We start from the raw sequence: 22,431 nt of genomic DNA on the forward strand, positions 1-22,431 counted from the left end.
CTGAGAAATGCTTAAAATGGTTTAAAGCATATTTGCAGTTAGGAGGAACTTTATAGTTCCTTTTCTTTTATAAAATATTCATATTCAAATGGAAAAGTAAACAAAAAAGGACTATTTAAAAATAGTCCTTTCACGCATTTCTCGCTTCATTAAATCCTTCTACTGAGTTCCCTGAACAATCAATCATTCTCGCTACACGTATCTTTCCTCTTTGTTCAGGGTGTTGAGTTTGCTATTTGAAATGTTTTTCCGTTGCATAATTGGTTTGCGTTTAGTGCAAAATCAGCAATGTATTGTGCCATTTGTCGGGGTGTTGTATCGGTTTCGTAGTCGGGAAATGCCTCTGAAAGCATTTCGGTCTGTACTGCGCCCAATGCCAAGGTGTTAAATGCAATTCCGCGAGGTTTAAACTCTTCGGCTAAAAGTTCAGAAAGCGTAATGATGGCGCCCTTTGATGAGGAATAGGCTGCCAGCCCTGCAAATTTTGCACTGCCTTGTATGCCACCCATACTGCTGATGGTTACTACGTGTGCGCCTTGTTGCATAAACGGAATTGTTTTTTGGATTAATCGGGCAACACCAAACACATTTACGTTGTAAATCTCTAAAAAATCATCGTAAGAGAGTTTTTCAAAGGGTTTGTGGATTAATTTTCCGGCATTATTGATTAAAATATCTACTTTTTCCCATTTTCGAGCGATAAAATCTGCTAACTGGTGTAAATTTTCATCAGAAGTTATGTCAAAAGGAAAAAAATGAATGTTTTTATGATTTATAGTTTGCAAAGGAGCTGTGTTTCTTGATAAAGCTAACACTTGATGCCCCATTTTGGCGAATTGTTGGGCTAATTCGAGTCCGATTCCTCTGCTTGTGCCGGTAATGATTACGTTTTTCATCAAAAAATGTTTTATATGTTGCGGTGCATTAAGTCAAGGGCAAATTGCTTGATTTCTGTCCGTTTTGTGTTGTCAATATTCAGTTTTTCAAGTATTTGCAAGGCTTCTTGCGTGTATTTTTCGATTTCGTTTTGCACAAAATCACCCGCTTTTGTTTCCGTAAAAATTTGCTTTACCCGCTGAACCTTTTCAGGATTTTGTTCGTTGGAGGCATAAAGTGTAAGTAGCTCATTGATTTGCTGTGAATTAGCTGTCTGTAAGGCTTTTAGGTATAGCATTGTTTTTTTGTTTTCCAAAATATCACCCCCGATTTGCTTCCCGAATGAACTATCGCCAAAGGTATCCAAATAATCGTCCTGCAATTGGAATGCCATTCCTAATCGGACACCAAAGTCATAGATAAGTTGTTTATTTTCAGCTGATGTTTGTGCAACAATAGCTCCCATTTGTAAAGCAGCACCCACCAGCACGGCTGTTTTGTATTGAATCATCAGAAGATATTGCTCAACGGTTACATCGTTTCGTGATTCAAAATCCATATCCAATTGTTGCCCTTCACAAACCTCCAATGCCGTTTGACTGAATAACTTAGCAAGTTGTTGAAAAACAGTAGGCTCGTAGTTTTCAAACAATTGATAGGCAAGGATTAACATTGCATCGCCCGAAAGAATGGCAGTGTTTATGTTCCATTTGTTATGTACGGTTTTTTGCCCTCTTCGTAAGGGAGCTTTGTCCATAATATCATCGTGAACCAATGAAAAGTTGTGAAAAACCTCAATTGCCAGTGCCGCGTGCAATGCTTTGCGATAATCGGTATTGAAAAGGTCAGCACCCATTAGGGTTAAAACGGGGCGCAGTCGTTTGCCTCCCAAATTAAGTATGTAATGCATTGGTTCATACAAGTTTTTGGGGTCTGTTTTGGTAATTGTTTTTTGCAGGTGACTTAAAAAATCCTGTTTGTAATGCTCAATTGACGACATAAGTTTTGTTTTGGCTACTATTTTTGAAGGATTATTTTTTGGGTATTCCTTCCAAAAATCTAAGAATTGGCAAAGCTATGAAATTTTTTGAAAAAAACATAAAAAAAATTATGTGAATGGTTAAAGGCACATTCTACTTTTATTCTCGGCAATATAACTTAGCTCTATTTTTATATTTCCGTTGATATTTTTGTACTCTAAGTGGTGAGTGCCTCCATCAACAAGTATTCTATCCCTTTTTTTGGGGAGAATTTAAAACTTATGCTACTATTCCGCATAGCTTTGGGATATTTTTGCCGAAAAAATGAACGGTCTGCGAATTTTTTTAACACTATTTTTTATTTCTGCTGATATTTTCGTATTTTAGTACCCTAAACAAAAGCGAAAATTATAAGGAATACGAAACGTTAAAAATATTGCATAACTTGCTGACAATTATTTGATTCGGTTAAATTCGGCAAAAATAAAATTGAGATGAAAAATAATTGGTAAGCGTTTGCTCCCTTCGAGGGACGCAGGCTGTTTTACCTATTTTCATCTCAGGCTTTTGCCGAAGCCCAACCGAAAAGATACGGAAAACAAGTGCTGTGTCCTTTTTTTTTACAAAAAATTATACCTGTGCCGTGATTTGGCGTATCGCAGACTTAATTTTGTCCTCAGAAATAATGGTTATGTATATTTTAGGAAACATTTTTAATCTGAAAAAATAAAAGGCGTAATCCGAAAAGCCTGTAACAGAGTAGGGAAAAATTTTTAATATTTTAATTTATGCCAACAACAATTAATTATGGGAGCGAATTTATTCGCATTAACACGGAGAAAAAAAGATTGGAATACTCAACTAATGAAGGACGCACTTGGTCAAGTCGTTACACGGGTTCTTCTGCGGGAGAATTTATTGATTTGTTAGTTTATGGTAATGAACTTTTAGCGGTTACTTCCAAAGGAGTTTATTATTCAACTAATGAGGGACGCTCTTGGTCAAGTCGCTATACAAGTTCTTCAGCGGGTGAGTTTTACTCACTGAAAGACAATGGAAAAGAGTTACTTGCTACTACAAGCAAAGGACTTTATTATTCTACCAATAGCGGACGTTCTTGGTCAAAAAGAAGTTAATAATCAAAACAGTAGAAAAAGTATTACTGTTTTTTTTAAATATTTTTACAATGAAAAATAACAAAAACCTATGGATATACGGCATTATTTCATTTACTATTTTATTTTTGGGTAGTGCCATATTGTTTCAAATTTTTAATGTAAATGACTTGCCGTCACAGTTTTATGGGGCTCTTATCGGAGTGGTTATCACGGCAATTATAACCGTTTTTCTTTTGCAGGGACAAACTGCCAATGAAGAAAAAAGGGAACGAAATCTCAAAGTTTTTGAGAAAAAACAAGATGTATATCACGCTTTTTTGGAAAAACTTAAAGAAATCATAATGGATGGGGAAATTAAAATTGCCCAATACGGAGAGAATACCGATATGAAAGAAAATATAGATGAACTCAAAGAATTGCTTTTTGAGTTGGGCTATATTCAAATGCACACTTCGGAAGAAAATACCAAACAGATTTTTGCCCAAGTTTCTGAAATAATGAAAGTGTTGAGTGATTTTAGTAACGAAGGAAATCGAAAACAACAAGAATTACCTCATTTCTACGGAAAACTATCACAGCATCTTTTTGCAATTGTATCCATTCTTAAAAATGACCTTTACGGAATACAAACGCAAACGATTGATGATAAAACAGTGGCAACTCTTTTGGAAGAATGTGGTTTATACATTGAGCAAGAGGAAGTTAATAAATTCGAGCTACAAAATTATTTTTGGAACAGACTGCAAGACGAGTTTCTACAACGAGGCTACGAGTTTCAAAAGCGTGATTTAACACAAGATGTCTATGAGTTTTATGTTCCGAAAGCCAGAAATCGCTATCGATTTTTTGGGATTGATGTACCCATTTACACCACCCAAGATAATCGCACGATTTATTTGTCTGTTGAAATAGAAAATAAATACTACTACGGAATCAGAAGAAATTCCCAAAACGAGCAAAACGAAGAGATGCAACAAACTGTAAGTGAAGTAGTTGGTTTGACAAAATCTCCTTGGTGGTTTGGTTGGCGATATCCAACAGAGCAACACGATTTGGATTTTTATACCTTCCAATCAAAAGCCTTTGAACGCCTTAAAAATCCTCGAAAACGCGAGACTTTCGTCAGAAATATTGTTGATGAAATGGAAATTTATATCAAAAAATTCCAAGAAATAGCCACTAAAAACAATTTGTAATAATTAATAATTTTAAACCCAATAAACTATGAGTTTACAAACCGAAATTAAAAAATGGGGAGAAACAACCCTAAAATTTTACGAAAATTTAGCCACTACCGAAAAAAGCTGTGATTTAGGTTTTTACACCCAATCCGATTTAACAAAAATCACTAAAAATCCTGAATTGGTTATTTTAGGAATTAACCCAGGGTCAAGCGGTTCATATTCAGATAGCATATACAAAGATATGTCCGTAGAACAGTTTCTAAAAGGAAATAAAAAATATGATGAAAGAGAAACTTGGCCGTTTTGGAAGCGATTAAGAGCCATTTTAGCCGCTGGAAATGTTGCTCATTTGTTGGATAACGAAGAGCATTTGGTTTATACCAATGTGATTTTCTTTAACACCCCAAAAGCTGACCAAATTCCTGCTATTGCTTTGCAAAAATGCCCTGCAAAAACAATCGAACTTTTAAAAATTTTACAACCCAAACGCGTTCTCTGTTTAGGGAAAAACGATTGTTTTAAGCGACTTAACATTCCTTATACGGAACTGATACAAGGGCAAATAACTTTTGGAAAATTGGACGAAATACCTGTTTATGGTATTCAACATCCGTCTCGAAATTATTCGTACGAGCAAAGAGACCTTGTGGGCGGTTGTTTAGGGTATCTTTTTGAAAATCAAGATAAAGAGTTTTCAAAAGAAGAGTTGGAAACTAAATTTCAAAAGGAAATTCAGGCTCTTGCAGAAAGAAAATCAAAACCCAATCTTCAAAAAGAAAAAGTCAAACTTATTGTAAATGAAGTACATCAAGAATTAAAAAAGAAAGGTTTTCAAAATTTTGATAATAAACCCCATCGTTTTGTATTAACCGACCTTTTGCAGGTAACGGTAGTAAGCAATGAAAATGGATATGTGGCTATTCGTCATCAAGATTTTGCAGGAGGAAATAAATACGGACAAGAAAACTATCTTAATGAAAATCAGTTTATTGAGAAATTAATCGAAGAACACGGATATTCAAAAAGTGATTTTTGGCTCGGACAAAAACACTTTAAAGAATACGGAAAAATAGAAAATGAAATCATTAAGGAAATCATCAACGAAATAGAAGATTTAAAAACTGAATTTCAGCAAGTAAAATAAAAATCCCAAAGGCAGAATCTTAAAATTCTGCCTTTATTTTTCCAAATCCCAACAATATGCTTTTTGACTATAAAAACCATCGAATATTTGCGTTTTCGGATACACACGCAATGCACCATAAGTTGGAAATTCCGCAAGAGGCTGATATTCTGATTTGTGCAGGAGACGGCATACAAGGATTTTCCGAAAATGAGTTTCCACACTTTTTGGAGTGGTACGCCTCGCTTCCTGCCAAATTGCGGATTTTTGTGGCTGGAAATCACGAGATTTTTTCGACCGCACACCGCAAAGGGCAAGGAGTTTTTTACCGCCCGAAATCACCCTGCTGGAAAACCAAGAATTGGACTTTGAGGGCATTCGTTTCTGCTCGGTGGTGGCTCGTCCGTATTTGAAAAACGAAGTACAAACCTCTGAAAATGTGGATTTTCTGATAACCCATACTCCCATAAAATGCGTTTTGGACGAGGGTATCGGCTGTCCGTATTTACGCAGCCTTGTAATCCGGTGCAACCCCAAATTTCATATTTTCGGACATATCCACAGCCAAGGATTGCAACGCTTTGAAGGGAAATACACCACCTTTTGTAACGTCTCGTATTTCAACCATTTACGCGATGCCTACATCCACGAACTTACACAAAACGCACAAGATTTTTTCAAAAAATAATTTAGCTGTGCCGTGATTTGGCATATCATAAATTTGTTTTTGCCCTAAAAAAGAAACGATATGAAACGAACAACAGCCAAAGAAAACACCTTACGACTTTTTAATCGGTATATGTGGTTGGTGGGCTTAATCGCTCGAAAACAGCAACTTACCTACGAGGAAATCAACAAACACTGGCTAAGGTCATCCCTCAACGAAGACGAAAAAGATTTCCCCCTGCGTACCTTCCACAACCACCGCGAAGCCATCGCACAAATGTTAGACATTGACATTGAGTGCGATACAAAAAACGGCTACAAATATTACATTCGGAATCTTGCTGATATTGAGAAAGATACGCTCCGCTCGTGGTTTTTGAACACCTTTGCCGTGAGCAATATGGTGCAGGAACAGAAGTCACTACGGAATCGTATTCTGCTTGAAAATGTGCCGTCAGGACGTGTGTTTTTATCGCAAATCGTTGAGGCTATGAAAGATAACTCGAAACTCATTATTCGTTATCAGCCCTTTTATCATCACGATTTGAGCGAGACGAAAGTGCATCCGTATAGCATCAAAATTTTTAAACAGCGTTGGTATCTCATTGCTTTTAAGGAAGATAGCCACGCTATGCGGATTTACGCCCTCGACCGTATCAAGGAGATAATTCCCACAGACGAACCCTTTACGCTTCCTGCCGATTTTGACGTTGCCGACTATTTTGCTCACAGTTTCGGAATTATAGTCGATGAAACGATTTCGCCTGATATTGTGCAGATTAAAGTTAGCGAATCGAAATCTAACTACCTCAAATCCTTGCCGTTACACCATTCGCAAAAGGAAATCCGCATCGAAGGCGAATACACGATTTTTGAGTATTTTTTACGTCTGACCTACGATTTCCGCCAAGAAATTCTCTCGCACGGAGCTGAAATTGAGGTACTTTATCCGGAATCGTTCCGCAAAGAAATCAAAGAAATCGTAAGCCAGATGCAGGGGGTTTATGAGTAGCATTGGTATGATGTAATCGTTTGTTTATCAATATTTTATAAAAAAACTCATCAATGCCAATTCATAACTTTGCATTCCGAAACCTAAAATTACGCCTTTGGCAACGGGTGAAATATACGAGTGATGGCGAAACATTTCCCTTGCAAATGTGTTGGATATATGTACTTCAATAACAGGTGTTTGCACGGATTTTATGGCGTCGGCAATGGCAACGGAAGTATGGGTGTAGCCACCGGCATTTAGGATAATTCCGTCGTAATCAAATCCGATTTCGTGAATTTTATTAATAATTTCACCTTCTATATTGCTTTGAAAATAAGTAAGTTGCATTTTTGGGAATTTTTTTTGTAATGCTGCAAAAAAATCCTCAAAAGTTTGATTTCCGTAAATTTCAGGCTCTCTTTTGCCTAAAAGATTTAAGTTTGGACCGTTGATGATGGCTATTTTCATTATTTTTTGTCGTTTTTTGTGATGATTTCGTCTATTTTTTCAATAATTTCGTCTGTTTTTATGGTTTTTATGGCTCTTTCGTATCCTTTTGGGTATTTATTTCCGTAAATTGATGTCGGAATGAGTGAAAATTGCGTTCTATCAGCCAAAAGAGCATTGTTTTCGGGTTGCCGGTACGGATAAAATCCCGCATACGGGTGTGTAACACCCCAAATGGTAAGCGTTGGAACGCCGTACATCGCTGCCAAATGTGCATTTCCGCTGTCCATTGAAACCATAATATCAAGATTAGCAATAAGTTGCAATTCTTCTTCAAATGAAATTCGCCCAATCATATTTTCAACGTTCGGCAAATGTGAAATTTTTTCAACTGTTTGTTTTTGATGATTTCCGCCGCCAAAAATAAAAATTTTCCTATCAACATATTTATTTGATAATCCGATTATTACATCTTTAAAATTCTCAAACGGATATTCTTTTCCTAAGTGGGAAGCAAAGGGAGCAATCCCGATATTTTTTGTTTGTGAAAGTGTATTTTTCACATTATCAATAAGTTGTGGTTTGGGTGTAAAGTATGTTTTTTCAAGAGAAATCGGGAAGCCTAATTTTTCAAAAACATCGGCATAACGTTTGTATAAAGGTTTTAAAGGCTTGAAAATCTTGTTTTTAGCTCGGGTTAAGGCTTTTTTTTCTTTTCGCCCTTTATTGATTTGCTCAAACGGAACGCCTGAAAACGTAAAAAATAACCTTAAAATATTGGTTCTAAGTACGTTGTGAATGTCGGCTACGGCATCAATTTTTCGTTTTTTCAGTTCTTTATACAACCGAAAAAGCCCGAAAAAACCTTTGTGTTTGGTTTTTAATTCGGGAGTAAAAATCTCACAATCAGCAATGTGTGAAAACATCGGGGCAAACGTCGGGCGGGTTACGATTGTGAGCTTTACATCAGGATATTGCTCGCGAAAAGCTGTAAGCACAGGCACACTGATAGCCACATCACCCATTGCCGAAAGCCGAATTACAGCAATATGTTTTGTTGGCATTTTTTGTTCGTTTTGATTAAATTTGTTATATTTGGCGCAATTAAAATGTGTATTTTTCTGAAAAACAGATAAAAAGCATTGATTTTAATTCCGATTACAAATGTATAAAATTTTTGACACTATGCAACGATTTTTCTGTATTTTATTTTTTCTTGCTGGTTTTCAGTTAAATGCAAAAAACGAATATCCGTTTGATTTTTCAAAAAGTCTCCGAATTGATTTTTATATTTTGGGTGATGCCACCACTGCCGAAGTCATCGTATCGCAACTGAAAAAAGAACCGCACTGGGGAGGCTCTAAAACAAATTTGATTTTTCCGGATTTTGGGGAACTTCGCGTGCGATTAATAGATGAAAATACGGGAAAAATCGTTTTTTCAAAGGGATTTAATTCACTTTTCAATGAATGGCAACACGTTGAGCAGGCAAAAACCGAAAAAAAGATGTTTTTACACGCTATTCAGTTCCCTTTTCCGACAAAAAAACTGAAATTTTCCATAGAAAAACGAAATAAAGAAGGTCGGTTTGATGATTTTTTTCAAAAAACTATCAATCCTGATGATTATTTTATAAAAGAAGAGACCGTTTTGGCGTATCCTGTTAAAAAAATACTTGAAAATGGCGATGCTTCCCAAAAAGTAGATTTGGTGATTTTAGCGGAAGGTTACACTCAAAATGAAATGGCGAAATTTTACGCCGATGCCAAACGTATGACTGATTATATGTTTACCATTCCGCCGTTTGATGCTCTAAAACAGCATTTTAACGTGTATGCGGTGGGTGTTCCGTCCCAAGAATCCGGCACGGACATTCCCGGCAAAAATAGCTATAAAAAAACGGCTTTTGATGCTTCGTTTTACACTTTTGATATGGAAAGATACCTGACAACCAACAATATGCAAGCCATTGCCGATGCCGCTTCATTAGTGCCTTATGACCAGATTTATATTTTGGTAAACACCGAAACTTATGGCGGTGGCGGGTTTTACAATCACTTGAATTTGGCAACTTCTGACAATAAATTGTCGGAAAAAGTCTTCGTTCACGAGTTCGGACACGGATTTGCGGGGCTTGCTGATGAATATTACGATTCTTCAACCGCTTTTGACTCTGCATATAATATAAAGGTAGAGCCTTGGGAGCAAAATATCACTTCTTTGGTTAATTTTGACACCAAATGGAAGGATATGATTAAAAAAACAACCCCGATTCCCACGCCAAGAACCTCAAAATATGAAAAAACGGTGGGCGTTTTTGAAGGAGGCGGCTATGTTTCCAAAGGCATTTACAGCCCCGTGCAAGATTGCCGAATGAAGTCAAACGACCCCAAAGGTTTTTGTCCCGTTTGCCAGCGAGCCATACACAAGGTGGTGAAGTTTTATACAGAATAAAACGCTTTAAATGAGTGAGTTGCCATTTTTTCAGAAAGGCGAATTGAAAAACGGTGTCTAAATCCGACTTTTTTCCTATTTTTGCAAAAATTTTTTGAAAAATGAGTTTTGATATTGAGGAAATCACTACGATAACTTTGGCGTTGTTCGTGGCGATTGATATTATAGGTAGTATTCCGATTATCACTAAGTTACGTGAAAAATCGGGCTATATTCAGTCTGAAAAAACAGTGATTGTTTCCGGAATTTTATTCTTTTCTTTTCTGTTTTTTGGCGAGAAAATCCTTGGGCTGGTCAGCGTGACGGTACCTTCGTTTGCCGTAGCGGGCGCTTTTATCCTGTTTTTCTTCGCTTTGGAAATGATTTTGGGTATTGAACTTTATAAGGATGAGGCTCCGCAAACGGCGTCAATTGTTCCGTTGGCGTTTCCGTTGGTTGCGGGGGCGACATCGCTAGCGATTTTGATAAATTCCAGAGAAAAATACGCCCTTGAAAATATCGTTGTAGGGATTTTGATTAATCTTTTGATTGTATATGTAGTGCTGAAAAATTCCGAAAAGCTCGAAAAACGCCTTGGCAAACAGGGAATTTCGGTACTTCGGAAAATTTTCGGGGTGATTTTGCTTGCCATTGCCGTTGAAATGTTTATTACCAACGCAAAAGCGATTTTTCATATGCCTGTGGTGCAATAATTTTATTTAGATTTTTACGTATGAAACTATTTATATACATATTGCTTGTTATCTCATTGATTATTATTGGGTTTAACGTTTATTTGATTGATTTTTCCAATCCGTTTCAAGGGCAAAGTGCAGTGGCTTTTATCTCGGCGGGTGTGGCATTGGCGGCTTTGTTGTTGCTACTGATATTCCATTTTTCAAGAAAAATCAAACAAAATTTAAAATAAAATAATATTTCAATAACCGAATTATCGGTTCAATTCCAGTTACTTATGCTTATATCGAATAAAGAAAATAACTTTTTTCTTCTGGCAGGACCTTGTGCCATTGAAGGGGAAGAAATGGCGATGAAAATTGCCGATAAAATTGTGTCAATTACTCAAAAATTGAATATTCCGTATGTTTTTAAAGGAAGTTTCAAAAAAGCCAATCGCAGCCGAATTGATTCATTTACAGGTATTGGCGATGAAAAAGCACTCAAAATTCTTGAAAGAGTAGGGAAGACTTTCGGTGTGCCTACCGTTACGGATATTCACGAAGTTAGCGATGCCGAAATGGCTGCCCAATATGTTGATGTACTGCAAATTCCGGCTTTTTTGGTGCGCCAAACTGATTTGGTGGTGGCTGCCGCTAAAACGGCTAAGGTAATCAATTTGAAAAAAGGGCAGTTTATGAGTCCCGAAAGTATGAAACACGCCGTTCAAAAAGTGCTTGATGTTGGTAACGAGAGCGTTATGCTGACCGATAGAGGTACTATGTTTGGTTACCAAGATTTAATAGTTGATTTTAGAGGAATTCCCACAATGCAAGCCTATGCGCCTGTGGTTATGGATGTTACGCATTCATTACAACAACCCAATCAAGCGAGTGGCGTAACCGGTGGTCGTCCTGATATGATTGAAGTTGTTGCGCGAGCGGCTATTGTTAATAATGCTGATGGGCTGTTTATTGAAACCCATTTCGACCCGAAAAATGCCAAAAGTGACGGGGCAAATATGCTTCATCTTGATTTGCTCGAAGGGCTTTTGACAAGGCTCGTTGCCATTCGTAAAACCATTAATGAGTTTTAAAAAAACTGTTAGCCATTGACTAACAGTATTGTAAAATACTGCAAACTAAATAAATATGAATTATAAAGAAGCTCTTACAAATCCTATTTTTTCTGTAATTAGTAATATTTCGGCTGAAATTTCGTTGGAAAGTTATGTTATCGGTGGATTTGTTAGAGATTATCTTCTGAAAAAGAAACTCCCTAAGGATATTGATATTGTTTCGGTCGGAAGCGGAGTTTTGTTGGCTGAAAAAGTAGCCGAAAAATTACCCGAATCTCCCAAAGTATCTGTTTTTAAGAACTTTGGAACGGCGATGATAAAATCCGACGGTTTGGATATTGAGTTTGTCGGCGCTCGAAAAGAAAGTTACGAATCCAATTCCCGCAAACCTTACGTGGAAAGCGGAACGCTACAAGACGACCAAAATCGACGTGATTTTACCATTAATGCGATGGCTTTATCGCTTTCAAAACGCAATTTTGGTGAGTTGATAGACCCTTTTGGCGGGCTTTCTGACCTTGAAAATAAAATCATTCGCACGCCGCTCGACCCCGATGTTACCTACTCCGATGACCCGCTCAGAATGATGCGCGCCATTCGGTTTGCCACGCAATTGGGTTTTGATATTGAAGAAAAATCACTAAAAGCCATCACGAAAAATAAAAATCGCTTGGAAATTATTTCAAACGAACGCATCGTTGATGAACTTCATAAAATACTGGCTTCTGACCAGCCTTCCGTTGGGTTAAAATTGCTTTACCAAACCGGATTGCTTCATTATATACTTCCTGAATTGATTGATTTACAAGGTGTTCAGGAGCAAGAAGGACAGCGCCATAAAGATAATTTTTGGCATACGCTTGAAGTGGTGGACAACATTGCGCAAAACACCGATGATTTGTGGTTGCGCTGGTCAGCTTTGTTGCACGATATTGGTAAAGCTCCCACCAAGCGTTTTGACAAAAAAGTAGGTTGGACCTTTCACGGACACGAATTTCTGGGCAGCAAAATGGTTTTCACTATTTTCAAGCGATTGCGTATGCCACTCAATGAAAAGATGAAATTCGTGCAGAAAATGGTGCGAATGAGTTCGCGTCCCATTGTCATTGCCGAAGACATTGTTACCGATTCAGCAGTGCGCAGGTTGATTTTTGATGCCGGTGATGATTTTGAAAGTTTGATGACTTTGTGTGAAGCGGATATTACTACTAAAAATCCGAAAAAATTTAAAAAATATCACGATAATTTCCTGATAGTTCGGCAAAAAGTGGTTGAAGTGGAAGAAAAAGACCATATTCGCAATTTTCAGCCTCCTGTTTCGGGCGAGGAAATTATGAAAACCTTCAATTTAAAACCGTCGCGAGAAATTGGTGCATTGAAAGATGCCATCAAAGATGCCATTTTAGAAGGAAAAATCCCGAATGAGTACGAAGCTGCCAAAGCATTTATGTTTGAAAAAGCTAAAAAAATGAAACTCATACCATAAAGAAAAGGTTAAGAAATCAGCTATTTCTTAACCTTTTTTGATGTTTTTAAATTTGTGATTACAGCAAATGATTTGCCACTAAATATTCAGCTATTTGAATGGTGTTGGTGGCTGCCCCTTTTCGTAAATTATCAGCTACTATCCACATATTCAATGTATTGGCTTGTGATTCATCTTTTCGGATACGTCCCACGAACACCTCATCTTTTCCTTGTGAAAATAAAGGCATTGGGTATGAGTTGGTTGCAATGTCGTCCTGAACCGTGATTCCGGATGATTTTGAAAGTAAATCGCGCACTTCGTCCAATGAAAAATCAGAAAGAAGCTCCACGTTTACCGACTCGCTATGCCCGCCAACTACCGGAATGCGCACGGCGGTTGCTGTTACCGCAATCGTTTCATCTCGAAGGATTTTTTTGGTTTCACGCACCAATTTCATTTCCTCTTTGGTGTAGCCGTTTTCTTCAAAAACATCACAATGTGGAATGGCATTTCGGTGTATGGGGTAGTGATAAGCCATTTCTCCTTTTTTGCCATTATATTCATTTTCAAGTTGTTTTACAGCCTTTACACCCGTTCCGGTAATGGATTGGTAAGTTGAGACAACCACACGTTTAATACCGTATTTTCGTTGTAATGGCGCTAGGGCAACCAACATTTGGATGGTGGAACAGTTGGGATTCGCGATGATTTTATCCTCCTTTGTGAGCACATCGGCATTGATTTCGGGGATTACTAATTTTTTGGTAGGGTCCATACGCCAAGCCGATGAATTGTCCACCACGGTAGTTCCCACTTGGGCAAATTTCGGCGCCCACTCCAATGAAACGGTTCCGCCGGCAGAAAACAACGCCACATCGGGTTTTAACGAAACGGCTTGTTGCAAGCCTACAACCGAATATTCCTTCCCTTGGAAGGTAATTTTTTGTCCGACAGACTTTTCCGAAGCCACCGGAATCAGTTCCGTTACCGGAAAATTTCGTTCGTTTAGCACTTCTAACATCACGTTACCCACCATTCCGGTAACGCCAACAACGGCTACTCTCATATTTTTATTACTTTTATCAGTATTTAATTCATCTTTTACGTAAAAGAACAGCAAAAATACTAATTATTTTTTACGATAGAAAGAAAATAAGTAATAAAATGAATTTTTTTATTACGAAAAAAATGCGGAAATTTGCAGTCCGAAAAAAAAGAAATACTACAATTTTATTCTGATAAAAAAGAAATGCTACCACTTAAGGATACATTGAAACACAAAGGGTTACGAAATCAACTAGCTGATTTGCTCAAACAAAAAGGTATCACGGATACAAAAGTGTTGGACGCCATTCGTGCCATTCCCCGGCATTTGTTTATGGACAGCAGTTTTGAAGCGCACGCCTATCAGGATAAGGCTTTCCCGATTGAGGCCGGACAAACTATTTCACAGCCCTATACGGTGGCTTTTCAAACGCAATTACTACAAGTTTCTTCCGGACAAAAAGTATTGGAAATCGGCACCGGAAGTGGTTATCAATCAAGTGTGTTACTTTTTTTGGGTGCTAACGTATTTACCATTGAACGACAGCAAAAATTATTCAAACAAACACAACTTTTGCTCCCGAAACTGATGCCTCGCAGAGCGAGAATGTATTTTGGTGACGGATATAAAGGGCTTCCGCTTGAAGCGCCTTTTGACCGAATTTTGGTAACGGCGGGTGCTTCACAGGTTCCGCCGGCGTTGTTGGCACAATTGGCAATCGGTGGGCGTTTGGTAATTCCCGTAGGTGAACAAATGCAGGTGATGACTCTTTTTGAACGCATTTCCGAAAACGAATTTCATAAAACGGAATATGGTGATTTTCAGTTTGTTCCTCTTTTAAAAGACAAAGCCTAAGCCAAAAAAGTTGTGAAAAAATAGTATTTGGGAATCAATTATTTATCGAATTATTTTGCGATTTTCGATTTTTCAGGTAAGAATTATTTTGTGTTTAAACAAAAAAAGAGCAAATCTATAAGCCGGATTCTGTATCTTATTGTGCATAAGATGCTTATCATTTATCTTGATTTACAATTACTTGTAAACTCAAACCGCCCACCCTCCAACATCGGGCGAGCCACCCTCAACTGTTGGTTTACACGGCGTTGCACCACATAGAGTTTACCTGATTTCACTACAGCCGAACTGTACTTGCTTTCTGTTGCACTTGTCCTCGTCTCACGACGGACGGGCATTACCCGCTATGTTGCTCTGTGGTGTCCGGACTTTCCTCTATAAAATAGCGATAAGCCGATTTGCTCTCGCCGGCAAAGGTACAACATTTTATTTTTATTTTACGGGAATTACGAAATAAAAAATACCGATTTGGTAAAGTAAATCGGTATGTGATAACTGATTATCAGTTGTTTATTTTCAGAGTTTAGTCATCAACGCGTTTGAAATTTCCTTTTGAATCGAAAATCAATTCCAAACCGTTTGAAAGTTTCACTTCTTGATTGCCAAAATATACTTTTTCAATTTTTACGATTTTTGTGTTTGAAAACTTGGCATTTACGTATGTGAGAATATTTTTTGAAATGAAATCAGTCGGGATTTCGGTGTATTTCCCGTCAATTTCCTTCCAACTTCCTTTTCCGTCAAATTCAATTTTTAATCCGTCAGTAAACCGAACCGTATATTCGTTGGACGACAAAAAATTGCGTTCAAACATTATGTAGTCTACATTATGCCTCGAAAAATGATTTTTTATGAAGGTTTGCGCACTTTGTGGCAATTCGTTTTGTGCTACGATGGTTTCCTGCGCATTGGCTTGTGTACTACCAAAAATAAAAATGATAAATGTTACTAATTTGATAAGATTTTTTTTCATTGTATGTTTATTTTTTAATTCAGGGGCAAAATTAGTTGGTGATTTTGGAAAAAAATGGGAAATACATAAAAAACAGAAAAATTATTTTTGTTTTACTAAGAAGACGTGCAAATCATTTTCGTATTGATAATCAACCGTTAAACTGGGTGAATTTTCCACGATTGTTTTTACGATGGAAAGCCCCAATCCGGTTGAAGAATTGTCTTGATTTGATTTGTAAAAACGATTGAAAATGAACTCTTTATTTAATGAATCGGTTTGTTGTGATGTGTTTTTCATTTCAAATCCGTTGTTGTGAAAATCAATGTAGATGACGCCACCTTTTCGGTTGTATTTGATGGCATTTCGCAACAGATTAGACAGCAAAACATATGCCAAATCAGGATTCATCAGTGTTTTGAAAGTGCCATTTTCAGTGAATTTAAGTTCTATATCTTTGAAAGTAAGCATATCCGTAAAATCTTCAAGTATATTTTTGGCTATGTTGTTGAAAACGATTTCTTCTTTTGGAAAATACTGATTGTTTTCAATGCGGGAGAGCATCAGCAGTGATTTGTTGATTTTCACGAGTTTAAGTAACGTTTCACGAACATTGCTTAATTCAACGAGTTTTTCTTCCGACAGATTTTCGTCTTCCAATAAAATTTCTATTTTGTTAATAGACACAGCCAGAGGGGTTTGCAATTCGTGTGAAGCATTTTCAATAAATTGTTTTTGATTTCGGAATGTTTTTTCATTGCGGTAAATCATCGTGTCAATTTCACGATTTAAAAGTTCAAATTCGTGAATATGTGTTTTTTTACTTTTTTCATAATTTTCCTTTCCAAAATCATAATTTCCTAATTTTTTAAGGATTTGATAGAAAGGTTTCCACGTTTTTCGTAAAATAATATTATTTATGATAATGATACTAGTAACGATTAAGATGTAAAGAACCACCAAGGCTACGAATAAATTTTGAGCAAATTCATCTTCTTCAACTATGGAACTTCTGATTTCGAGTCGTTTTGGTTGTGCCTCTTTATCAATGAAATATGTTTCTAAAACACGATAGGGCTCATAATCGTCTTCATATTCCATATAAAACGATTCGTTTCGGAAAAAATTCCCCTCTTTGTATTGTGTTGCGTCAATGGACGTAATGCGAAATTGGTTGAAGTCAAATTCGTTGATATCCAGAATTTTATCGTTTTCATAGGCTTCACGAATAATTTGGATTTTTAAGTCTTTTAACCCGTCGTCAATATTGTCATACACCTCTTCAATCAAAAATGTGTAGAACAGAGCAGCCCACACCGCAATGATGAGCAGCAGTGCCGAAGCCAAATATTTCAGGGTGTAATTTTTTAATGAAACACTCATTTTAAGGGGTTGATTTATAGTGTATTACACCAATTTATATCCGATGCCGTAAACAGCTTGGAAATCAATTTCGGCTTTATTTTCTTTTAATTTTTTGCGTAAGTTTTTGATTTGTGAATAGATAAAATCCAGATTATCGGCTTGGTCAATATTATCGCCCCAAACGGCTTCTGCCAAAGAGGTTTTTTGTAATGTTTTTTCGGGTCGAATCATAAAATAATAAAGCAAATCAAATTCTTTTCGGTTTAAGGTTATTTCTTTTTGGCTGACCAAAACCCTGCGGTCGTCCGGAAAAATGGTTACATTTTTGAACGAAATATAATTCTGCCCACTTTGGTTTTTTTGACGCATTGCTGATTTGATTCGTGAATGTAACTCTAATAAATTGAATGGTTTAGCTAAGTAATCAACGGCGCCTAAATCCAAACCCAAAACCTTGTCTTCAACCGAGTCTTTGGCTGAAATAATGATTACCGAGTCTTTTTTGTTCATTCGTTGTACTTCCTTTAAAAGGTCGATACCGCTTCCGTTGGGCAACATAATGTCCAGCAAAATGCAATCATAATCATACGCACCGATTTTGTCAATACCTGACAGATAGTCAGTTGCCGTTTCAACAATATATTTTTCGGCTTTTAGAAACTGTTGTAAGGTTTCAAGCAATGCGGGTTCGTCTTCGATAATTAAAATTTTCATATCCAAAATTTTAGAGCAAAAATAAGAAATAATTCTGGAAAAAAATCGGAAAAATTGTTTTTCCATAAAAAAATCCTAAACCGTAAGGTTTAGGATTTTCAACGCACTAACACTACTAAGATTATTAGGTTTATCGTAATCTGTCTGCTGATTTTACAAGGTTTTCGTCCCGCCGAATGGCTTTATTAGCCAAAAACAAAGAAACGATAGAAAGGACGGGTAAGAAAATCCCAACACCCTTCTCAGAAATAGCATTTTCTCCGGATGAACTTAGCACTCGATATACAAATATTCCTAGTAAAGTAAGATTTATAAGAATGTTCAGTCTGTTAAAAACAAACTGACTCTGTCTTGTCTTGAATCTGAAAATGGCATACACAGCCAAAAGCGTTGATAATGCGAACAAACCACCGCTTGTGGCATCATCTGTATAAGCAAAAATGCGATTACCTGCCTGTGTATAAAGCGGAAACAACCAAGGGAGAACCCCACTGATGACAACCACCACTAACATATAAACGCTCTGTATTCGTTGAATCATAGTTTATGAATTTCACCGCGCAAACTTACATTTTTTTTGCCAATTAACCAATTTAAAGGCAAAATATTTTTTTATTATCTCAAAAACAGCATAAAAAACAAAGCAAACCTCCCATTGCAAAATAGGATTTTTCAAAAAAAAACGTACCTTTGTCGCCACTATAACCAATCCGAATGATATTTATTATTTTGGGAAGGTTAAACCATACCAAATACAAAATGACAAGGTTTCAGAAATATGATAATTTACTGAAAAATAATAATATAACACACCATCAAATTTTAGTTCAGATTATGGAAGTAAGCAAACGATATGCACAAAGAGGCGTTTCAGCCGCAAAAGATGAGGTTCATAAAGCGATAAAAAACATTGACAAAGGGCTTTTTCCGAAGGCTTTTTGTAAAATCGTACCCGATTATTTAACCGGTGATGACAATTACTGTTTGGTGATGCACGCTGACGGGGCAGGAACCAAATCCGCATTGGCGTATATGTACTGGAAAGAAACCGCCGACCTTTCGGTATGGAAAGGCATTGCGCAAGATGCCCTCATTATGAACATTGATGATTTGTTGTGTGTGGGGGCTGTTGATGATATTATGTTGTCGTCAACTATTGGGCGCAATAAAAATTTGATTCCCGGTGAGGTTATTTCGGCTATAATTAACGGAACTCAGGAGCTTATCGATGAACTTAAAACCTTTGGCGTAACCATTCACGCCACCGGAGGCGAAACTGCCGATGTGGGCGATTTGGTTCGTACCGTAATTGTCGATTCCACCGTGGTGGCGCGAATGCCACGTAATCGGGTGATTGACAATGCCAACATTCAGTCTGGTGATGTTATTGTGGGGCTGGCTTCGTTCGGGAAGGCAACTTATGAGAAAGAATATAACGGCGGAATGGGTAGCAACGGGCTCACTTCGGCACGACACGATGTTTTTGCCCATTATTTAGCTGAAAAATATCCTGAAAGTTTCGATTCTGCCGTGCCTGCCGAGCTGGTTTACGCCGGAACCAAAAAACTTACCGATGCCATCGCCGATTCACCCTTAAATGCCGGAAAATTAGTGCTTTCACCTACGCGAACGTATGCGCCCGTCATAAAAAACATTCTGCAAAAATATACCTCCGAAGAAATTCACGGAATGGTGCATTGCAGTGGTGGGGCACAGACCAAAATTTTGCATTTTGTTGATAATTTATACATAATGAAGGACAATCTTTTTGAAGTACCGCCGCTCTTTAAGTTAATTCAGCAGGAATCAGGGACGGATTGGAAAGAAATGTATCAAGTTTTTAACTGCGGACATCGAATGGAGCTTTACGTTCCGGAAGAAATAGCCCCCGAGCTGATTTCCATATCCGAAAGTTTTGGAATACCCGCACAAATTGTCGGTAGGGTTGAAGCATCAAATGAAAAAAGACTGACAATTAAAAGTCCGTATGGAGTTTTTGAATATTAATTTCCAAAAAAGCCGAATAATCATAAATTATTCGGCTTTTTTTATGGATTTTTGATAAATTATACCGCTTATGAGCTGTCTTTTTGTAAAGAAGAAAGCTGTTTTATCACAGAAATAATATATTAAAGCAATAAATTGAGTTAAAATAACTGCTAAAAGGATTTTTATGCCTATGACTTGATTTGTTTTACCACTTTGTAAGGTTATTTACCCAATAAAATTATTAATTTTTGAATTGTTTTCAGTTGCTTTGCATAAAAAGCCCCTACTTTTCGTGCTTTCGCTTGAAAAATAGGGGCAAGCATTAAATATAAAGTATCTTTTTAGAAGGCTTTAATACGATACATCATCCCTAAACTGAATCGGTTGGTGTTATGGCTTGTGCCTCCTTTATAATCAAACGTTCTTCCGATATAAGCTAAGAAAAATCGTAAATCTTGCTCTTTAAAGGGTAAAAATTCCACGCCACAGTAATATCCGTATGAAGTTCTGACCTTTTCGCTCTTGTAATTGCCTGTTTCATACATTCCTTTGGCAAAAAGATTCCATTTTTCGGCGGGTTGGTACTCCGCTTTTAAAATAAAGGTGTTATAACTCACATTTTCAAGCGCTGTGGTAATTTCTTTTACTTGTGAAAGATATAACCTGTCCAAATCCTGTTTTGCATACATATAATCCAAAAAAACTTGGAAATTTTCAAGGTTTAACCTGTTGCCCAGCGTAATCATCGTGGAATAAGTGTTTTTTGCCTCGGTTTCCAAGCCGATTGCATAGCGCGTCTGGAATTTTCCGTCGAATAAATTCCCGTTCCAGTTCAGAATATACGCCAGCGGGCTGTTCGATGCCTTTATGTGCGCAGGAAGCGCAGTTCCGTACACATTTTCCAGCGAATGGTTGCGTGAATTGGTAATTTGGAAGATAAGTTCGTGGTTTTCGGTAGGCATATAGGTAATCATACCGCCGACCATAAAATTATCCATAGCGTTTACGAAATCTGAATACTCGTAAATGTTCATCGGATTGAGGTCGAACTCAAATCCGCCCCACATTTGGCACATTTTACCGGCAGTGAGCGTCCATTTTTCGTTTAAATGGAATCCTGCGTACATCATATCGGTGGCATCAGCCAGATTGCCTAAATCTGCCGCCGCATTTGATTTATTAAGTCGATGCCGCAAGCGATAGAAAATTTTATCGGTAATATCCCCGCGAAATTCCAACCGCAATTGGCGCGCTTTGAACCCCAAGCGCGTATCGGCTCCTTTTTCGGACACCGCATCAAAACTTGATTGAAAATTTAGATAAGCATTGAACTTATCGGTCTTTTTTGTTACATCATCAAGTCGTTCACCCAAATCTTGTTGTGAAAACACAACCATCGGGACTATCAATACTGCATAAAGTATAAATTTTTTCATATAAAACTATTTTTATGTTATTGCTTTTTTTGAAAATTCCTCTTACTTTCTGTTTAAAAGGATAAATCATAAAAATTTTAGCTTTTGACTATCTTTCCGATGCTTTCAAGAAGCTGAGGCTGCTCTTCAAAAACAATTTTTGCGATGGCATACAGCCTTTTTCCCCATTTATCAAGGTCGTTGATTGCCATATCTTTGTTTTTGGTGGCTTGCTGACTCTCTCCTTTCTCTTGCAGATAGTCGGCATAGAGCTTCTCAGCCTTTACAATGTTCGAAAGCTGGTCGGTATAGTCCTGCTCGGTGAGTTTTAACTGCCGTAAAGCAGTTTTATAGCTCTCCGTTTCGGTTAAAACCGTGTAAAAGTCCCTCATTTGCTCGATTAAGGTTGAAATTACCTTCGGAGCTGTGCCTTTGAGCTTCAAATTTCGGAGGGCTTCTTCATTTTCAATAAAAATAACCCTTGCTTTTTTACGATGTGTTGCATAAAGTTTGGTTATTGCCTCATACTTTTCACGAAAAGCCATCAAAGCCGATGTTTCTTCGCGGGTTTCTTTCAAGTTGAGTGCGTATAACTCTCTTGCCTTCTCGTAAAGGGCTTTTCCTTTGTCGATTTCGGTTTTATCATAGCCGTATTCGGCTAATTCATTTGCCAAAAGGGTATCTTTTGTCAAGTTTTCAAACATTGCACCGTAATTTTGCAACATTTTTTCATTGGATAAATAAAAAAAAGCCATAATGTTCTTATTTTTAGTTATTAGTTATTTATTTAGTGTGTTAAAAATCTGTTTTTAATAGCTAAAAAAGGTTTTTCTGTTGAGGAAATTCTTCTTTTTTTGAAGAATATGTATGTCTGCCCACTGCCATTTTAATTTTTAGTACGAATTTGATTTTTTACCCGACGAAAACATAATTTTAAGAGCTGAATTTTGTTATTTTAGTACTGAATTTCCTTTTTTGAGTGCTTAAAATGCTTTTTTGAGTACTTAAATTAGTTATTCATCTGCTGATTTCTGTTTTTTATCAAGTATTCGTA

The 22,431-nt window shown here is 37.1% G+C and carries 24 protein-coding genes and 1 other RNA gene; 13 read left to right on the top strand and 12 right to left on the bottom strand.

Features of this window, described 5'->3' with window-relative positions; all coding sequences use genetic code 11:
• Window positions 1–215: 215 nt before the first annotated feature.
• Window positions 216–896 (bottom strand): SDR family oxidoreductase, encoded by a 681-nt coding sequence (locus Q4D72_RS03270; protein ID WP_303075992.1) that lies wholly within the window; start codon window positions 894–896, stop codon window positions 216–218.
• An 11-nt stretch (window positions 897–907) separates the two neighbouring features.
• The gene (locus Q4D72_RS03275) at window positions 908–1,876 is read right to left on the bottom strand and encodes a polyprenyl synthetase family protein (protein WP_303075993.1); all 969 of its coding nucleotides are present in this window, start codon (window positions 1,874–1,876) and stop codon (window positions 908–910) included.
• Window positions 1,877–2,644: 768 nt separating this feature from the next.
• On the opposite strand from Q4D72_RS03275, the gene Q4D72_RS03280 reads away from it, so the two are divergent.
• The 6 genes from Q4D72_RS03280 (at window position 2,645) to Q4D72_RS03300 (ending at window position 6,959) form a co-directional block, all read left to right on the top strand.
• On the top strand, window positions 2,645–2,992 hold the full coding sequence (locus Q4D72_RS03280) for a hypothetical protein (RefSeq protein ID WP_303075994.1): 348 nt from the start codon (window positions 2,645–2,647) through the stop codon (window positions 2,990–2,992).
• A 50-nt stretch (window positions 2,993–3,042) separates the two neighbouring features.
• Window positions 3,043–4,170, top strand: coding sequence for a hypothetical protein (locus Q4D72_RS03285; RefSeq protein ID WP_303075995.1), 1,128 nt, complete (start codon window positions 3,043–3,045; stop codon window positions 4,168–4,170).
• A 28-nt stretch (window positions 4,171–4,198) separates the two neighbouring features.
• Complete coding sequence (locus Q4D72_RS03290; RefSeq protein WP_303075996.1) at window positions 4,199–5,302, top strand: hypothetical protein; 1,104 nt, start codon at window positions 4,199–4,201, stop codon at window positions 5,300–5,302.
• A gap of 110 nt (window positions 5,303–5,412) precedes the next feature.
• The gene (locus tag Q4D72_RS12130; RefSeq protein ID WP_368502028.1) at window positions 5,413–5,694 is read left to right on the top strand and encodes a metallophosphoesterase; all 282 of its coding nucleotides are present in this window, start codon (window positions 5,413–5,415) and stop codon (window positions 5,692–5,694) included.
• On the top strand, window positions 5,643–5,969 hold the full coding sequence (locus Q4D72_RS03295) for a hypothetical protein (RefSeq protein WP_368502026.1): 327 nt from the start codon (window positions 5,643–5,645) through the stop codon (window positions 5,967–5,969). The genes Q4D72_RS12130 and Q4D72_RS03295 overlap by 52 nt, the downstream gene beginning before the upstream one ends.
• Before the next feature lie 60 nt (window positions 5,970–6,029).
• Window positions 6,030–6,959: a YafY family protein gene (locus Q4D72_RS03300; RefSeq protein WP_303075998.1), complete on the top strand. Its 930-nt coding sequence runs from the start codon at window positions 6,030–6,032 to the stop codon at window positions 6,957–6,959.
• Between the two features lie 27 nt (window positions 6,960–6,986).
• Here Q4D72_RS03300 and aroQ read toward each other — a convergent pair whose 3' ends face one another.
• Both aroQ and Q4D72_RS03310 read right to left on the bottom strand, forming a co-directional pair.
• Complete coding sequence (aroQ, locus tag Q4D72_RS03305) at window positions 6,987–7,409, bottom strand: type II 3-dehydroquinate dehydratase (protein WP_303075999.1); 423 nt, start codon at window positions 7,407–7,409, stop codon at window positions 6,987–6,989.
• Window positions 7,409–8,452, bottom strand: a complete 1,044-nt coding sequence (locus Q4D72_RS03310) for a glycosyltransferase family 9 protein (protein WP_303076000.1) — start codon at window positions 8,450–8,452, stop codon at window positions 7,409–7,411. The genes aroQ and Q4D72_RS03310 overlap by 1 nt, the downstream gene beginning before the upstream one ends.
• A gap of 121 nt (window positions 8,453–8,573) precedes the next feature.
• On the opposite strand from Q4D72_RS03310, the gene Q4D72_RS03315 reads away from it, so the two are divergent.
• The 5 genes from Q4D72_RS03315 to Q4D72_RS03335 all read left to right on the top strand — a co-directional run bounded on the left by Q4D72_RS03315 (window position 8,574) and on the right by Q4D72_RS03335 (window position 13,060).
• Window positions 8,574–9,842: a M64 family metallopeptidase gene (locus Q4D72_RS03315; RefSeq protein WP_303076001.1), complete on the top strand. Its 1,269-nt coding sequence runs from the start codon at window positions 8,574–8,576 to the stop codon at window positions 9,840–9,842.
• Window positions 9,843–9,943: 101 nt separating this feature from the next.
• Window positions 9,944–10,534 carry a MarC family protein gene (locus Q4D72_RS03320; protein ID WP_303076002.1) on the top strand — a complete coding sequence of 197 codons (591 nt, stop codon included), beginning with the start codon at window positions 9,944–9,946 and terminating at the stop codon, window positions 10,532–10,534.
• A 20-nt stretch (window positions 10,535–10,554) separates the two neighbouring features.
• A complete protein-coding gene (locus Q4D72_RS03325; protein ID WP_303076003.1) occupies window positions 10,555–10,749 on the top strand; it encodes a hypothetical protein in 195 nt (64 codons plus the stop codon).
• A 51-nt stretch (window positions 10,750–10,800) separates the two neighbouring features.
• Window positions 10,801–11,592, top strand: a complete 792-nt coding sequence (gene kdsA, locus Q4D72_RS03330; protein WP_303076087.1) for a 3-deoxy-8-phosphooctulonate synthase — start codon at window positions 10,801–10,803, stop codon at window positions 11,590–11,592.
• Between the two features lie 55 nt (window positions 11,593–11,647).
• Window positions 11,648–13,060 (top strand): CCA tRNA nucleotidyltransferase, encoded by a 1,413-nt coding sequence (locus tag Q4D72_RS03335; RefSeq protein WP_303076004.1) that lies wholly within the window; start codon window positions 11,648–11,650, stop codon window positions 13,058–13,060.
• Between the two features lie 58 nt (window positions 13,061–13,118).
• On the opposite strand, the gene Q4D72_RS03340 is transcribed toward Q4D72_RS03335, so the two are convergent.
• Window positions 13,119–14,108, bottom strand: coding sequence for an aspartate-semialdehyde dehydrogenase (locus Q4D72_RS03340; RefSeq protein WP_303076005.1), 990 nt, complete (start codon window positions 14,106–14,108; stop codon window positions 13,119–13,121).
• 183 nt (window positions 14,109–14,291) lie between these two features.
• Here Q4D72_RS03340 and Q4D72_RS03345 point away from each other — a divergent pair, with 183 nt between their 5' ends.
• Window positions 14,292–14,942, top strand: a complete 651-nt coding sequence (locus Q4D72_RS03345; protein ID WP_303076006.1) for a protein-L-isoaspartate(D-aspartate) O-methyltransferase — start codon at window positions 14,292–14,294, stop codon at window positions 14,940–14,942.
• Between the two features lie 102 nt (window positions 14,943–15,044).
• Here Q4D72_RS03345 and rnpB read toward each other — a convergent pair.
• The 5 genes from rnpB to Q4D72_RS03370 all read right to left on the bottom strand — a co-directional run bounded on the left by rnpB (window position 15,045) and on the right by Q4D72_RS03370 (window position 18,514).
• An RNA gene (gene rnpB, locus Q4D72_RS03350) (RNase P RNA component class A) lies at window positions 15,045–15,347 on the bottom strand.
• 118 nt (window positions 15,348–15,465) lie between these two features.
• Entirely contained in the window at window positions 15,466–15,915 is a 450-nt protein-coding gene (locus Q4D72_RS03355) for a PepSY-like domain-containing protein (protein WP_303076007.1), read from the bottom strand.
• 81 nt (window positions 15,916–15,996) lie between these two features.
• Complete coding sequence (locus tag Q4D72_RS03360; protein ID WP_303076008.1) at window positions 15,997–17,277, bottom strand: cell wall metabolism sensor histidine kinase WalK; 1,281 nt, start codon at window positions 17,275–17,277, stop codon at window positions 15,997–15,999.
• A gap of 24 nt (window positions 17,278–17,301) precedes the next feature.
• Window positions 17,302–17,973, bottom strand: coding sequence for a response regulator transcription factor (locus Q4D72_RS03365; RefSeq protein ID WP_303076009.1), 672 nt, complete (start codon window positions 17,971–17,973; stop codon window positions 17,302–17,304).
• A 130-nt stretch (window positions 17,974–18,103) separates the two neighbouring features.
• Complete coding sequence (locus Q4D72_RS03370) at window positions 18,104–18,514, bottom strand: DUF4293 domain-containing protein (RefSeq protein WP_303076010.1); 411 nt, start codon at window positions 18,512–18,514, stop codon at window positions 18,104–18,106.
• Between the two features lie 293 nt (window positions 18,515–18,807).
• Here Q4D72_RS03370 and Q4D72_RS03375 point away from each other — a divergent pair, with 293 nt between their 5' ends.
• A complete protein-coding gene (locus tag Q4D72_RS03375; protein WP_303076088.1) occupies window positions 18,808–19,980 on the top strand; it encodes an AIR synthase related protein in 1,173 nt (390 codons plus the stop codon).
• Window positions 19,981–20,303: 323 nt separating this feature from the next.
• Here Q4D72_RS03375 and Q4D72_RS03380 read toward each other — a convergent pair whose 3' ends face one another.
• Together Q4D72_RS03380 and Q4D72_RS03385 are read right to left on the bottom strand one after the other, a co-directional pair.
• A complete protein-coding gene (locus Q4D72_RS03380; RefSeq protein ID WP_303076011.1) occupies window positions 20,304–21,398 on the bottom strand; it encodes a porin in 1,095 nt (364 codons plus the stop codon).
• 77 nt (window positions 21,399–21,475) lie between these two features.
• The gene (locus Q4D72_RS03385) at window positions 21,476–22,132 is read right to left on the bottom strand and encodes a hypothetical protein (RefSeq protein WP_303076012.1); all 657 of its coding nucleotides are present in this window, start codon (window positions 22,130–22,132) and stop codon (window positions 21,476–21,478) included.
• Window positions 22,133–22,431 lie beyond the last annotated feature (299 nt).

The sequence above is a fragment of the Capnocytophaga sp. genome (assembly GCF_030532915.1).
Lineage (GTDB): Bacteria > Bacteroidota > Bacteroidia > Flavobacteriales > Flavobacteriaceae > Capnocytophaga.